Genomic DNA, 13,699 nt, shown 5'->3' on the forward strand with positions numbered 1-13,699 from the left:
CTAGCGCGGCGCCCTACAATATTGCGGTTACTACTGAGCTGAAAAGCATTGAAGGAAACATGGTGAGAGTGGACAGCAAGCGGCAGATCCCCGCGTCTTTCGAGCGTGTGGCGCGGACCGACTACGGCTACAACGCCAAGCAGGTGGACCAGTTCCTGCAGCGGGCCCGTGTATCCCTGGAGACGCCGGCGGCGGCCGTCCACCCCATCAAGAGCGCCGACGTCCGGTCGGTGTCTTTCGACCCGGTCAAGGGCGGATATTCCGCTACGGCGGTTGACGCGGCCCTCGATCGGCTCGAAGACGCCTTCGCCCGCCGCGAACGCGACGAACTCATCGCGGTGCAGGGGGAGGATGCCTGGCTGCGGCAGATCGGGCAGCTTTCCGGAACGCTTCGGGGCCGCCTGCACAGGCCCGACGGCGAGAGGTTCCGCCACCCGGTCAAGAAGAAGGCGCGGAGCTACAACACCAAGGACGTGGACAGGCTCTGCACGGACCTGATCGGCTACCTTGAGGAGGACAAGCCGCTCAGCGTGGACAACGTCCGCCGGGCCGTGTTCCGTCCGGCCGTCGGCAAGGACGGCTACGAGGAAACCCAGGTGGACGCATTCCTGGACCGCGTCGTCGAACTGATGGCCGCGATCGACTGAACGGCGTCACCCGCCGCTGAGCGTCCGCGTTCCGTAGGCTGGGGCCGCCGGAGCCCGCTCAGCGTTCCGTGGCGAGCGGCCTTTCGGGCGTGTGCAGCCTGGTCATGACCTTGGTGATGGTCCGCGGCACGCGTGCACTGGTTGCCCGGGACGTCAGGATCATGACGGCAAAGGCTGCAGGCACCGTCCAGGCCGCCGGCTGGGCCAGCCAGGACGGCGTCCCGGCCGCCCCGAGCACTGTTCCGGCCACCATGGCCCCGCCGCACAGCACGCCTCCCGTCACCATGCCCGCAATGGCACCGGCATCGGTCAGGCCCCGCCACCAGATTCCCAGCAGCAGCACCGGGCAGATCGTGGAGGCCGTGAAGGCGAAGACCAGGCCCACGCTGCCGGCGAGGGCCAGCGAGTCCGTCGTGAATGCCAGGCCCAGCGGAACCGTGGCTGAAACCAGCGCGGCCAGCCTGAAGCCGCGGACGCTGCCCCCGAGCACGTCCTGGCTGATCACGCCGGCCAGGGAAACCACCAGCCCTGACGTCGTGGACAGGAAGGCGGCGAAGGCTCCGGCCACCACGAGGGCCGACAGCAGTTCGCCGGCAGGCCCGCCCACGAGGCGTCCCGGCAGCAGCAGCACCACGGCGTCGGCCTGCCCTGTGTCGGCGAGTTCGGGTGCGAAGACGCGACCCAGCAGTCCGAAGGCCGTGGGGAACAGGTAGAACACGGAGAGCAGGCCCAGCACAATCAGGGTGGTGCGCCGGGCGGAGTGCCCGTCCGGATTCGTGTAGAAGCGGACCAGGACATGCGGCAGGCCCAGGGTTCCGAACAGCAGCGCCACCAGAAGCGAGATGTTTTGGTACGGGCCGGCCGGAACCTGGCCCGTGGGGTTGGTGGCAGGGGCGGCCTCTGCCGGAAGATCGTTTCCGCTCAGGACAAAGACCATGAAGATGATGGGGACGGCCAGCGCCGTGAGCTTGAGCCAGTACTGGAATGCCTGCACAAAAGTGATCGAACGCATGCCGCCTGCAACCACGGTCAGGCACACCACCACAACCACCGCGGTGGACCCTACCCAGGGCGGCAGGCCCGTGGTGGTCCGGATCGTCAGGGCGGCGCCGTGCAGCTGGGGAACAATGTACAGCCAGCCCACAATGACCACTGCCAGGCTCGTCACCCGCCGCACGGCGCGGGAGTCCAGCCGCGCCTCCGTGAAGTCCGGAATCGTGTAGGCCCCCGAGCGGCGGAGCGGGGCCGCCACGAACAGCAGGAGCATCAGGTAGCCGGCCGTGTACCCCACGGGATACCACAGGGCATCAGTGCCGGACAGCAGGATCAGGCCGGCCACGCCGAGGAAGCTTGCGGCAGACAGGTACTCGCCGCCGATCGCGGAGGCGTTCCACCAGGGCCGCACGGTGCGGGAAGCCACGTAGAAGTCGCCGGTGGTCCGGGAGATCCGGAGCCCGTAGAAGCCGATCACCGCGGTGGCCACCGACACGGCGGCAACGGCGGCGATCCCGACGGCGGGGCTCACAGCTTGTCCTCGGCGAGGTCCCGGTACCGCGCCTCGTTGCGCGTGGCGCTGCGGATATACAGCCACGCGCTGATCCCGGCCACCGGATAGATTCCGGCGCCCAGCAGGAGCCAGTCAAAGGGGATTCCCGCAATCCGGGTTTCGGCCAGCCCGGGGATGGCACCGAGCAGCAGGGGAAACGCGCCGAGAATCAGCAGGAATCCGCCCGCAACCACCAGGGCGAGCCGCAGCTGGGACCGGATCAGGGAGCGGACAAACACCTGCCCCATTTCCGATTCCTCGGCGGCCTCCCGCGGCTCGGTTGCCGGCCTGGCCGCGGAACGGGGCGCCGTCACCCTGACGCGTGTCATGCCTGCGGCCGGATCCGGGTGGCCTCGAGCTTCTCCCGGACGGCCGGCAGGTGACGGCGGCTGATGGGCAGCTCGGCATCCTCCACGGTGACGCTGGGACGGACCGCGGCGAGCTTCAGGTGCGTGACGTGCGAGAGCGCAATGAGATACGAACGGTGGGTGCGGATGAAGCCGGCGTCCGCCCACTGCTGTTCAAGGTCCGCCAGGGGAACGCGGATGAGGTAGCTGGCATCGGCCGTGTGCAGCCGCGCATAGTCCCCCTGCGCCTGGACGTAAGTGACGTCGTCGCGCCGGATCATTCTGGTGGTGCCGCCCTGGTCCACGGTGATCATCTCCGGGGCGGGGCCGCCGCCGTCGCGGATCAGCTCGCTGATCCGGCCCACGGAGCGGGCCAGCCGCTCCGCCCGGACGGGCTTCAGCAGGTAGTCCACCGCCGCCAGCTCGAAAGCCTCCAGGGCGCAGTCCTCGTCCGCGGTGACAAAGACGACGGCGGGTGGCCGGCTGCTGCGGGAAATGACCCTCGCGATCTCCAGGCCGGACACTGCCGGCATGTGGATGTCGAGGAAGACGGCGTCCACAGTTTCGGCTTCGAGGGCCCGCAGCGCCTCGGCGCCGGAGGACGCGCGGAAAATGGTGCCGATCCTCTCATCCCTGCCCAACAGGAAGGCGAGTTCTTCGATGGCGGGCAGCTCGTCGTCGGCGACGAGTACGTTAATCATGGTTCTAGGTTATCTGCCGGCCGGGCCGCGGGGTTCTCAGGCGTTGTGCCCCGGCTGGGACTTGGGGACCCGCATGGTGATCAGCGTCCCCTCGCCGGGGGCCGTCTCGATCACCAGCCCGTGGTCGTCGCCGTACACCTGGCGAAGCCGTGCGTCGACGTTCCGCAGCCCGACGTGTTCCCCGTCCAGATGTCCGGCCAGCATGGACTGAAGCTGCACCGGATCCATCCCCACGCCGTCGTCCTCGATGGTGACCTCCGCGAAGGCGCCGGAATCGTTGGCGGAGATGGTGATGTGGCCGGGGCCTTCCTTCGCCTCGAGGCCGTGCCGGACCGCGTTTTCCACGAGCGGCTGCAGGCTCAGGAACGGTATCACCGTGCTCAACACCTCCGGCGCGATCCGCAGGCTCACCTGTACCCGGTCACCGAACCGGGCCCGTTCCAGCAGGAGGTACCGGTCTATGCACCGCAGCTCCTCGGCGAGCGTGGTGAAGTCCCCGTGCCGCCGGAACGAGTAGCGGGTGAAGTCCGCGAACTCAACCACCAGTTCGCGGGCCCGCGCCGGGTCCGTGTTGATGAAGGAGGCAATGGCGTTGAGCGAGTTGTAGATGAAATGCGGGCTGATCTGTGCCCGCAGCGCCCGGACCTCCGCTTCCATCAGGAGGGTCCGCGAGGCATCCAGCTCCGCCAGCTCCACCTGGGCGGCCACCCAGTCGGCCACTTCGGTGGTGGCGCGGACCAGGCCGGCTCCGGCGGAAGGGGCAAAGGCCGCAACAACCCCCACCACCCGGGAGCCCGCCCGGATGGGCGCGATGACGGCGGACGCAATCGAACCGGATTTCCGGGGAGGCACCTGCAGGTCGCCGGCGCTGAACATCTGCGTCCTCCCGTTGGACAGCACATCGGCGGCGAGCTCCATGAGCCGGGGCCGGAGCTCTTCGCCGGGACCGTCCCAGGCCAGCACCCCGGACACGTCGGTGATGGCCAGGGCGTCGCACCCCAGCAGGGCCCGGAGCTGCCGGCTGGCCTTCGCAGCACCGGCCGGGTTCAGCCCCGTCCGGAGGTGCCGGCCGGCCTTCGACGCCGCATGAAGGGTGTTGTAGGTGGCACGCTCGGCGTCGGTCCCCAGCTCGCGGAAGGAGCGGAGCACCTTGAGGCCAACCCCGACGACGACGGCAATCGCCAGGGCGATCACCGCCACGGCGGCGACAGCGTAGAGAGGGGAGTCGGGCATGTTGCCCAGCGTAGCGCGTGCCGTTTGTCGCAGCATCGTGACCGCTAGGCGACCGGTTTCCGCAGGTACTGGAACCTTTCCCAAGACCGGAGCACAGTGATAGGAGTCACACTGGCCTGGAGCGTGCGAGCCCGTGTGGGAGAAAGTCTCAATGAGGAGGAACGATGGGTAACAGTGCCCGAACTCCGGACGTCGCGGCGTCCGCGGACTTCGAGGAAGTCCAAGCCACCGAGCAGTTCCAGAAACTGCGCAAGCGCCACCGCAGCTTTGTTTTCCCCATGGCCGTGGCATTCCTGCTGTGGTACTTCGCCTACGTCCTGCTGGCCGACTATGCGGTCGACTTCATGTCCACCAAGGTGTGGGGGAACATCAACGTGGGGCTGATCATGGGCCTGCTCCAGTTCGTCACCACCTTTGCCATTACGGGCTGGTACGTCAGCTACTGCAACCGGAAGCTGGACCCCATCGCCGCGGAGATCCGCCACGGCATTGAGGGCCACGAATTCGACAAAGCGGGCAACCGCATGGGTGGAGCATCCAAGTGATCAGCATTCCTACAGCGGTCGACGTCGCCGCGCTCAAGGACACCACGCTCCTGAACATGGGCATCTTCGCCCTGTTCGTCGCCGTCACCATGGTGATCGTCCTGCGGGCGAGCCGGAACAACAAGACCGCGGCCGACTACTACGCGGCCGGCCGCTCCTTCACCGGGTCCCAGAACGGCACCGCCATCGCCGGTGACTACCTGTCCGCGGCATCCTTCCTGGGGATCACCGGTGCCATCGCCATCAACGGCTACGACGGCTTCATGTACTCCATCGGATTCCTTGTCGCCTGGCTCGTGGCGCTCCTGCTCGTGGCCGAACTGCTGCGCAACACCGGCAAGTTCACCATGGCCGATGTCCTCTCCTTCCGGCTCAGGCAGCGTCCGGTCCGCATCGCCGCCGCCATCTCCACCCTGGCAGTGTGCTTCTTCTACCTGCTGGCCCAGATGGCCGGTGCGGGCAGCCTGATCTCCCTGCTGCTGGGCATCAGCGACTGGGGCGGCCAGGCCCTGGTGATCATCGTCGTGGGCGCCCTCATGATCACTTACGTGCTGATCGGCGGCATGAAGGGCACCACCTGGGTGCAGATCATCAAGGCCATCCTGCTCATTGCCGGTGCCGCCGTGATGACGCTCTGGGTCCTGGCCATCTACGGCTTCAACCTGTCCAGCCTGCTGGGTGCGGCCGTGGAGACCTCCAACAACCCCAACGTCCTGAACCCGGGCCTGCAGTACGGCAAGACCGAAACATCCAAGCTGGACTTCATGTCCCTCGGCCTCGCCCTGGTTCTCGGCACGGCCGCCCTGCCGCACGTGCTGATGCGCTTCTACACCGTGCCCACGGCCAAGGAAGCCCGGAAATCGGTGGTGTGGTCCATCTGGCTGATCGGCCTGTTCTACCTGTTCACCCTGGTCCTCGGTTACGGTGCCGCTGCCCTCGTCGGTGCGGACACCATCAAGGCTGCTCCCGGCGGCGTCAACTCCGCCGCCCCGCTGCTGGCCTTCTACCTGGGCGGACCGCTGCTCCTGGGCTTCATCTCCGCGGTTGCTTTCGCCACGATCCTCGCGGTGGTGGCCGGACTCACCATCACCGCCGCGGCGTCCTTCGCCCATGACATTTACGCCAGCGTCATCGCCAAGGGAAAGGCCGACGCCGACACTGAAGTCAAGGTGGCCCGCCGCACCGTGGTGGTCATCGGCATCATGGCCATCCTGGGCGGCATCTTCGCCAACGGCCAGAACGTCGCCTTCCTGGTGGCGCTCGCGTTCGCCGTCGCCGCATCCGCCAACCTGCCCACCATCATCTACTCGCTGTTCTGGCGCCGGTTCACCACCCAGGGCGCAGTATGGAGCATGTATGGCGGCCTGGCATCGGCGATCATCCTGATCGTGCTCTCACCGGTGGTGTCAGGGGCCAAGACGTCGATGATTCCGGGAGCCAGCTTTGCGATCTTCCCGCTGAGCAACCCGGGCATCGTGTCCATCCCGCTGGCCTTCCTCCTCGGATGGCTGGGCACGGTCCTGGACAAGAACCGCGAGGACCGCAGCAAGCAGGCCGAGATGGAAGTCCGCTCCCTGACCGGCGTCGGTGCCGAGAAAGCCGCTGATCACTGATTCCGTGATCTAGCTCCGGGCCGCTGACCGGCCAACAAGACAGAAGCCCCCGCGCGTAGGCGCGGGGGCTTCTGTGTGCCTGGCTGCTGGTGCTGCTTCAGGGACCGTGGTGTCCGGCCGCGCCGCCGGAATGGCTGCCGTGCGGGACGGCGAACTGGCCGGCCGTGGACCCCGCGAGTCCCGGCGTCGCGATGGCCGCGACCGCCAGGGCGCCGGCGAAGGCAGTGGCGAGGAGCCGCCCGGCACCCGTTCCACCGGAGGCGGGCCGGCCGCCGTCGACATCAACGCCGCCGTCATCACCGCCGGGCTGCCGGCCAAGCCAGGCTTTGGCAGCGATGATCATGAGGGTCAGCAGCAGAGCAGCGAGGTGGCTGAGGCTGAGGCCGGCCATGTCGCCTCCTGCGCCCATGACGATGGCCAGCACGTGGACCGCCGCGGCTGCCGGGAGCGCCGCTGCGGATGTGCGGGCCCAAGGAAAGTTGCCGTTCCGCAGTGCCGCCACCGTCCAGGCGAGCAGGGTTGCTCCCCACAGGGCGGCGGCCAGGGCCAGGCCGGTCTGCCACGGCGGCCCGGTCCCGTCCGCAGCGAACAGGCTGGAAGAGACTGCCAGATTGACGGAAGCGGCGCCGAGACCCGCGAAGCCTGCGAACAGCCGGACGGCTGCCTCCCCGGGTGACGCCGGCGGCGGGGCATCCGCCGTCGGCGTTTGTCTTATCAAGCCCGCTTCCCGGCGGTTGCGGAGTTCTGCCTCGCGCTGCATGGGTGTTGGCTCTCTGCTGCCCTGGCCGAGTACACCTAGGCGCGCGCGGCCACGGGGGCCTTGTCCATGGACAGGCCGACGCCCAGCAGCAGAACGGCGCTGGCCAGGTGGAGCACGTTGTCCGCTCCGTTGAGGGCAATGATGTTCAGCGGCGAGCTGAGCAGGAACAGGCCGAGGATGCCCACCAGCAGGTACACGGCACCGACGCCGGCGTTGACGGTGCGGGCCAGCTGGACGTTTTTCAGGCCCGCGGACAATAGTGCGGCGCCGATGGCGAGGTGGATTACGTTGTGCAGCGGGTTGACCTCGAAGATGATGAGGTTCGCGCCTTCAGTGGAGAAGAAGCCGATTCCCGCTGTCACGGCGAATCCGACGAGTCCCACGAGCAGGTAGACGGCTCCGAAGACGGTGGCGATAAGGCGGTTCGGTGAGTTGCGCATGGCCCGAATCCTTCCGGTTAGGCCGGGGCGCCTGCCCCGGCCGGACTGCGGAGCCCCGGGCGGGGCTCTCGGAAGCAATTCGGACCGTCGTGGCCCGTGGATGGGTGGGCGGCGGTCAGCCCTTCGGCTTGAGCCGGATGTTGACCATCTTCAGCTCGTCCTTGCCGGCGAAGCGGTATACGAGTGCAATGTCCTTGCCGTCGCAATTGATAACTCCGGTCACATCGGCGATATTGGATCCGCTTTCGGAGCTCATCTTGAGGTCGTCGTACACAGTGGTGCAGGACTGGTCCAGCTTGAGGCTCTCGACGCCGGAAGCGAAATCCTCCTTGGTCAGCTGTTTCTTGAGCGCCGGGTCCATGAAGTCGTCGTAGGCCTTGTCCGTCTCCCCGGCGAGCACCAGCTTGGTGAAGTCGTCCGCAAGGTCAGAGGCCTTCCGCGTAGCCCCGCCCACGAGGTTCAGCAGCAGCAGCACTCCCACCACCACCAGCAGCAGGACGCCTCCGACGATCCCCACGACGATCCACAGGCCCTTGCGGCTCCTCGCCGGAGGTTGGCCCGGCAGCCCGAAGGGCGCGGGAGGGAGCGGCCGGCGGCCGCGGAACTGCTGGCCGTACGGTTGCTGACCGGGCTGATACGGGTCCTGTGGGTTGCTCAACTGGAGCCTTTCCGGCAACCCACACGGGCGTACCTGATTACTGGGCCGTTGCCGGCGCCCGGGCATGTCTCGAGTCATTTTACGTGGCAATATCCTGTGGCTCGGTCCCCTGGGCGGATCGGCCCCGGGCGGAACGGCGGCATCACTCGGCTGCGGAGCCACGGTCCAGCAGGGGCTGGATCCGGAACGGAATAAGCTCGCCCATGGCCAGGGCTGTATCGGTCCTGTCCACGCCGTCGCACGCGAGGATTTTTCCGTTGATCCGGAAGAGGTCTTCGGCGTCAAGTGCCACTACGCGGAGCAGAAGATCGGCCGAACCCGTCAGGCCGTAGCCTTCCAGGATCTCGGGCACGCTTGCCAGCTCTTCGGCGAGCCGGCCCAGTTTCTGCTGCTGGACGTGCACCGAGATGAAAGCCATGAGCGGGTAGCCGAGCGACACCGGATTGATGCGGCGTTCGAAGGAGAGGAAGACGTGTTTCTTCTCGAGTTGGGCCATCCGTGCCTGGACCGTGTTCCGGGACAGTCCCAGCTTCTGGGCCAGGGCCACCACGGTCCTGCGCGGATCCCGGGCCAAGGCTGAAAGCAGCCGCGTGTCAGTGCCATCCAAAGCTTGCATAATGCGCAAGGCTAGCACGGTCCGGGTCGGCCAAATGGTGCATTGTGCTCAGTTTCCGCGGCGGTGGTTGTACCCCTTGAGCATTGTGAGTATGGTCACAATTATCCGGGGCAACGGTGCCCCGAAGGCTGTCGCGCGGCGGGATCACGAGTCCTTGCACGGGGCGGTCACACGACGTCAGAAGGTTGCGCAACGGTGTTGACAGACGAAGTGGGCCAGGGCGGTACACCCGCCGTCGGCCCGGGCAACAGTACGGGACATCGAGGAGGGGCCAGCCAGAACCTGGTCCAGCTGATCACCCCCCAAGGGGAGCGTGTCAGTCATCCGGAGTACGACCCCTGGGTCCGGGACATCTCGGACGAACAGCTCGGCTCCCTCTATGAGGACATGGTGGTCATCCGCAGGATTGACGCCGAGGCCACGGCGCTCCAGCGCCAGGGCGAACTGGCACTCTGGCCGCCGCTGCTCGGCCAGGAAGCAGCCCAGATCGGATCGGCCCGCACGCTGCGCGACGACGACTTTGTTTTCCCCAGCTACCGTGACAACGGTGTTGCCTACTGCAGGGGAGTGAGACCGGAGGACCTGGTCCGAGCCTGGCGGGGCAACGCCTCCGCCGGCTGGGACCCGTTCACCGTGAACGTCGCCACGCAGCAGATCATCATCGGGGCGCAGAGCCTGCACGCCACGGGCTATGCCATGGGCATCCAGAACGACGGCGCCGACTGCGTCGCCGTGGCCTACTTCGGCGACGGCGCCACGAGCGAGGGCGACGTCAACGAGGCCATGGTGTTTGCGGCCAGCTTCCAGGCTCCCGTGGTGTTTTTCTGCCAGAACAACCACTGGGCCATCTCGGAGCCCGTGCGGCTGCAGTCCCACATCCACCTCGCGGACCGCGCCTCAGGCTTCGGAATTCCCAGCATCAGGGTCGACGGCAACGATGTCCTCGCCGTCATGGCGGCGACCCGCATTGCCTTGGACCGTGCCCGCCGCGGCGGCGGCCCCACCTTCATCGAGGCCGTGACCTACCGGATGGGACCGCATACGACGGCGGATGACCCCACCCGGTACCGGGATGCCAACGAGCTCGAGGACTGGGCCGCCAAGGACCCGATCAGCAGGGTGAAGTCGCTGCTGGACCGCAAGGGACTGCTGACCGCGGACCTTGAGGCCGCGGTCGCTGCGAAGGCCGACGCCGTGGCCAAGGAACTCCGGGCCGGCACCATCAACATGCCCGAGCCGGAGCCGCTTGACATCTTCAAGCACGTCTACAGCACGCCGAACTCCTGGCTGGACCGCCAGCAGGACCACTACTCCCGTTACCTGGCATCCTTCGGCGATCCCGCAGGAGCCAACTCAGAGGAAGGTGCACGCTGATGACACAGATGACCTTTGCCCGAGCCATCAATTCGGGCCTGCGCAAATCCCTCGAAAACGATCCCAAAGTAGTCCTTATGGGCGAGGACATCGGAACCCTGGGGGGCGTCTTCAGAGTCACCGACGGCCTGCAGAAGGACTTCGGCAAGCACCGTGTTGTGGACACGCCCCTGGCCGAGGCCGGCATTATGGGCACGGCGGTGGGCCTTGCCTACCGCGGCTACCGTCCCGTCGTGGAGATCCAGTTCGACGGCTTCATCTACCCGGCGTTCGACCAGATCGTCAGCCAGGTCGCCAAGATGCACTACCGCACCCAGGGCGCCGTTAAGATGCCCATCACCGTCCGCGTCCCGTTCGGCGGCGGAATCGGTTCACCCGAGCATCACTCCGAGTCTCCCGAGGCCTACTTCACGCACACCTCCGGCCTGCGGGTGGTCAGCCCGTCCAGCCCGCAGGACGCGTACACCATGATCCAGCAGGCCATTTCCTGCGATGACCCCGTGCTGTACTTCGAACCCAAACGCCGCTACCACGACAAAGGCGACGTCGATGAGACCCTGGACCCGGGCAGCGCGCTGCCGCTGGGGAATGCCCGCGTCATCACCGAGGGAAAGGATGTCACGCTGGTGGCTTACGGCCCGCTGGTCAAGACCGCCCGGGACGCCGCCATTGCCGCGGCGGATGAGGGAGTTTCCATCGAAGTCATTGATCTCCGCTCCCTCGCGCCCGTCGACTATGCGGCGCTGGAGGCATCCGTCCGCAAGACCGGCCGGCTTGTCATCACGCACGAGGCCGGGCAGTCGGGTGGCCTGGGCGCCGAGCTGGCCGCCAGTATCACCGAGCGCTGCTTCTACTACCTGGAGACTGCTCCCGTCCGCGTCACCGGATTCGATGTGCCGTACCCCTATTCCAAGCTGGAGATGCACCACCTTCCGAGCCTGGACAGGATCCTCGACGGCGTTGACCGTGCGCTCGGCCGGCCGAACTCGCTGAGCGGGCTGGAAGGATGACCGCCACCATGATCAAGGAATTCCGGCTCCCCGATCTCGGCGAAGGCCTGACCGAGTCCGAAATCGTCAGCTGGAAGGTCAATGTTGGCGACACCGTGACCCTGAACCAGATCATTGCCGAAGTGGAAACGGCGAAGGCCGTCGTGGAGCTGCCTTCCCCGTTTGCCGGTGTGGTCACCGCCCTGCACGAGCAGCCGGGCACCGTGGTGGAGGTGGGCAAGCCGATCGTCTCCTTCGAGGTGGAGGGTGAGGCGGCCGGCCAGCCCGCCGGCGGTGCGGCTGAGGCGCCCGCCGCCAAACGCGAACCGAACCTGGTGGGGTACGGCGCGGTCCTCGAAGATACCGGCCGCCCTGTCCGCAGTGCGCGCACCTTCGCAGCCGCGCCGGTTGAGCATATCGAAACCGCCGCGCCGCTGGTTAAGCCTGTCGAAACCAAGCCCGCCGAACCGTTGACCGGCGAGCGGCCCCGCTCCACGCCGCCGGTGCGGAAGCTGGCCAAGGACCTTGGCGTGGACCTGGAGCATGTTACCGGCAGCGGCCCCGGCGGGCTGATAACCCGCGACGACGTACGGAACTTCGTGGGCGGCGGTGACCGTCCGGCCGCGGCCCAGGAGCTGGCGGGCGAAGCCGGCCAGGCGCAGGAACACGTTCCGTCTCCCCGGCCTGGTGAACGCGAGATGCGCACGCCCATCAAGGGGGTGCGCAAGTTCACGGCGGCGGCCATGGTCTCCAGCGCGTTCACCGCGCCCCACGTCACGGAGTTCCTGACCGTGGACGTCACGCCGGCCATGGAGCTCCTGACCAGGCTGAAGGCGAGCAAGGCCTTTGCCGGGTTGAAGCTGACGCCGCTGACCCTCGTGGCCAAGGCGGCCCTGATCGCCCTGCGGCGCAGTCCAACCCTCAATTCCCGGTGGGATGAGGCCAACCAGGAGATCGTGCAGTTCAACTACGTGAACCTGGGGATTGCGGCGGCCACCCCGCGCGGCCTGACGGTTCCCAACATCAAGGACGCGGACCGGATGACGCTGGCGGAGCTGTCCACGGCGCTGACCGGGCTGACCGAGACGGCCCGAGCCGGCAGGACCAGCCCGGCGGAGCTCTCCGGCGGCACCATCTCCATCACCAACATCGGTGTATTCGGGATCGATGCCGGGACGCCCATCCTCAATCCGGGGGAGGCCGCCATCCTGGCCATGGGCGCGGTGCGGAAGATGCCGTGGGAGTACCAGGACGAGGTCGCGCTCAGACAGGTCATGACCCTGAGCCTGTCCTTCGATCACCGGCTGGTGGACGGCGAGCAGGGATCCCGGTTCCTGGCGGACCTCGGAGCCCTCCTGGCTGATCCGGGCATGGCGCTCGCGATGGTCTAGTGCCTGCTGATTGAGCCTGTCGAAACCGATTTCGGCGGGCTCAATCAGCGCCGGGCGGGCTCAATCAACGGTGGGCGGGCTCAATCAGCGGTGCGCCGGCTCAGTCAGCGGCGGCTTGGGGCCCGCCGGGCGCCGTGAGGGCGGCCAGCGCCATGTTCTCCAGGAGCGGCCGTGCCGACCTGATGGCCATTCTCCGCCCGTGGTTGCGGACCGAGTGCGGCGTGGAGTTGATCAGTCCGAAGGTTGCATGGGCGCGCATCCGGAGGTCTGCCGTGTCCGTTGCGTGGTGGATCCCCGCCAGAACGTCCACCCACAGCTCCACGTAGCTGCGCTGCAGCGCCCGGACATGGGCCTGGTCCTCGTCGGTGAGGTTGCTGAAGTCCCTGTCCTGGACCCGAATCACGTCCGGATTGCTGAGCGCAAAGTCCACATGAAACTGGACCAGCCGGCCCAGCGCCGCGAGGGGGTCCGCGGCGTCGGCAACAACGAGCCGGCCGCCGTCGAGCAGGTCCTGGCTGACCGTCAGGAGCAGGGCCCCCAGCACGGCCTGCTTCCCCGGGAAGTGGCGGTACACGGCGGGGCCGCTCACCCCCGCGGCGGCACCGAGGTCCTCCAGGGAGACGCGGTTGAAACCGTCGGCGGCGAAGAGGGAGGCGGCCGCGGACAGCAGGGCCTGACGGCGGGTTTCCTTGGCCCGGCTGCGCTGCGTCGCGCGGTTGGGCGTGGTTCCCTGGTCCGGCGGGGCGGGCTGGACGGCATCGCTGCTTTCGGCAACCTGGCCGTGCTCCGTGATCTGCACATTTCCTCCTCGAAACTGCAAACTCTAGCAACTCATCCGT

At 67.4% G+C, this 13,699-nt stretch carries 15 protein-coding genes; 6 read left to right on the plus strand and 9 right to left on the minus strand.

Annotation, left to right across the window (positions count from 1 at the left end):
* Positions 1–59: 59 nt before the first annotated feature.
* The gene (locus ABFP37_RS01295; protein WP_347032500.1) at positions 60–647 is read left to right on the plus strand and encodes a DivIVA domain-containing protein; all 588 of its coding nucleotides are present in this window, start codon (positions 60–62) and stop codon (positions 645–647) included.
* 58 nt (positions 648–705) lie between these two features.
* On the opposite strand, the gene ABFP37_RS01300 is transcribed toward ABFP37_RS01295, so the two are convergent.
* The 4 genes from ABFP37_RS01300 to ABFP37_RS01315 are packed head-to-tail and all read right to left on the minus strand — an operon-like array spanning position 706 to position 4,474.
* Positions 706–2,172, minus strand: a complete 1,467-nt coding sequence (locus ABFP37_RS01300) for a cation acetate symporter (protein WP_078026378.1) — start codon at positions 2,170–2,172, stop codon at positions 706–708.
* Positions 2,169–2,522, minus strand: coding sequence for a hypothetical protein (locus ABFP37_RS01305; RefSeq protein WP_078026379.1), 354 nt, complete (start codon positions 2,520–2,522; stop codon positions 2,169–2,171). Before ABFP37_RS01305 ends, ABFP37_RS01300 begins: the two co-directional genes overlap by 4 nt.
* The gene (locus ABFP37_RS01310) at positions 2,519–3,241 is read right to left on the minus strand and encodes a LytTR family DNA-binding domain-containing protein (RefSeq protein ID WP_078026380.1); all 723 of its coding nucleotides are present in this window, start codon (positions 3,239–3,241) and stop codon (positions 2,519–2,521) included. The genes ABFP37_RS01305 and ABFP37_RS01310 overlap by 4 nt, the downstream gene beginning before the upstream one ends.
* A 36-nt stretch (positions 3,242–3,277) precedes the next feature.
* Complete coding sequence (locus tag ABFP37_RS01315) at positions 3,278–4,474, minus strand: histidine kinase (protein ID WP_078026381.1); 1,197 nt, start codon at positions 4,472–4,474, stop codon at positions 3,278–3,280.
* 164 nt (positions 4,475–4,638) lie between these two features.
* Here ABFP37_RS01315 and ABFP37_RS01320 point away from each other — a divergent pair, with 164 nt between their 5' ends.
* Both ABFP37_RS01320 and ABFP37_RS01325 read left to right on the plus strand, forming a co-directional pair.
* On the plus strand, positions 4,639–5,019 hold the full coding sequence (locus tag ABFP37_RS01320) for a DUF485 domain-containing protein (RefSeq protein ID WP_078026382.1): 381 nt from the start codon (positions 4,639–4,641) through the stop codon (positions 5,017–5,019).
* Positions 5,016–6,632 (plus strand): sodium/solute symporter, encoded by a 1,617-nt coding sequence (locus ABFP37_RS01325; protein ID WP_078026383.1) that lies wholly within the window; start codon positions 5,016–5,018, stop codon positions 6,630–6,632. Before ABFP37_RS01320 ends, ABFP37_RS01325 begins: the two co-directional genes overlap by 4 nt.
* A gap of 97 nt (positions 6,633–6,729) precedes the next feature.
* Here the strand turns inward: ABFP37_RS01325 and ABFP37_RS01330 are convergent, their stop codons facing one another.
* The 4 genes from ABFP37_RS01330 to ABFP37_RS01345 form a co-directional block, all read right to left on the minus strand.
* A complete protein-coding gene (locus ABFP37_RS01330; protein ID WP_347032501.1) occupies positions 6,730–7,392 on the minus strand; it encodes a hypothetical protein in 663 nt (220 codons plus the stop codon).
* A gap of 35 nt (positions 7,393–7,427) precedes the next feature.
* The gene (locus ABFP37_RS01335) at positions 7,428–7,832 is read right to left on the minus strand and encodes a DUF4383 domain-containing protein (protein ID WP_078026384.1); all 405 of its coding nucleotides are present in this window, start codon (positions 7,830–7,832) and stop codon (positions 7,428–7,430) included.
* 115 nt (positions 7,833–7,947) lie between these two features.
* Entirely contained in the window at positions 7,948–8,490 is a 543-nt protein-coding gene (locus tag ABFP37_RS01340; RefSeq protein ID WP_347032502.1) for a hypothetical protein, read from the minus strand.
* Positions 8,491–8,632: 142 nt separating this feature from the next.
* The gene (locus ABFP37_RS01345; protein ID WP_078026386.1) at positions 8,633–9,106 is read right to left on the minus strand and encodes an Lrp/AsnC family transcriptional regulator; all 474 of its coding nucleotides are present in this window, start codon (positions 9,104–9,106) and stop codon (positions 8,633–8,635) included.
* A 195-nt stretch (positions 9,107–9,301) separates the two neighbouring features.
* On the opposite strand from ABFP37_RS01345, the gene pdhA reads away from it, so the two are divergent.
* Genes pdhA through ABFP37_RS01360 form a run of 3 tightly spaced genes read left to right on the plus strand, consistent with a single transcriptional unit; the run spans position 9,302 to position 12,860 of the window.
* Positions 9,302–10,480: a pyruvate dehydrogenase (acetyl-transferring) E1 component subunit alpha gene (pdhA, locus tag ABFP37_RS01350; protein WP_078026387.1), complete on the plus strand. Its 1,179-nt coding sequence runs from the start codon at positions 9,302–9,304 to the stop codon at positions 10,478–10,480.
* Positions 10,480–11,490, plus strand: a complete 1,011-nt coding sequence (locus tag ABFP37_RS01355; protein ID WP_347032503.1) for an alpha-ketoacid dehydrogenase subunit beta — start codon at positions 10,480–10,482, stop codon at positions 11,488–11,490. The genes pdhA and ABFP37_RS01355 overlap by 1 nt, the downstream gene beginning before the upstream one ends.
* A gap of 8 nt (positions 11,491–11,498) precedes the next feature.
* Positions 11,499–12,860, plus strand: a complete 1,362-nt coding sequence (locus ABFP37_RS01360) for a dihydrolipoamide acetyltransferase family protein (RefSeq protein WP_347032504.1) — start codon at positions 11,499–11,501, stop codon at positions 12,858–12,860.
* Between the two features lie 100 nt (positions 12,861–12,960).
* Here ABFP37_RS01360 and ABFP37_RS01365 read toward each other — a convergent pair whose 3' ends face one another.
* Entirely contained in the window at positions 12,961–13,659 is a 699-nt protein-coding gene (locus ABFP37_RS01365) for a TetR family transcriptional regulator (protein WP_313902474.1), read from the minus strand.
* Positions 13,660–13,699: the final 40 nt, after the last annotated feature.

The organism is Burkholderia sp. RS01 (assembly GCF_039748055.1).
Classification (GTDB): domain Bacteria; phylum Actinomycetota; class Actinomycetes; order Actinomycetales; family Micrococcaceae; genus Arthrobacter.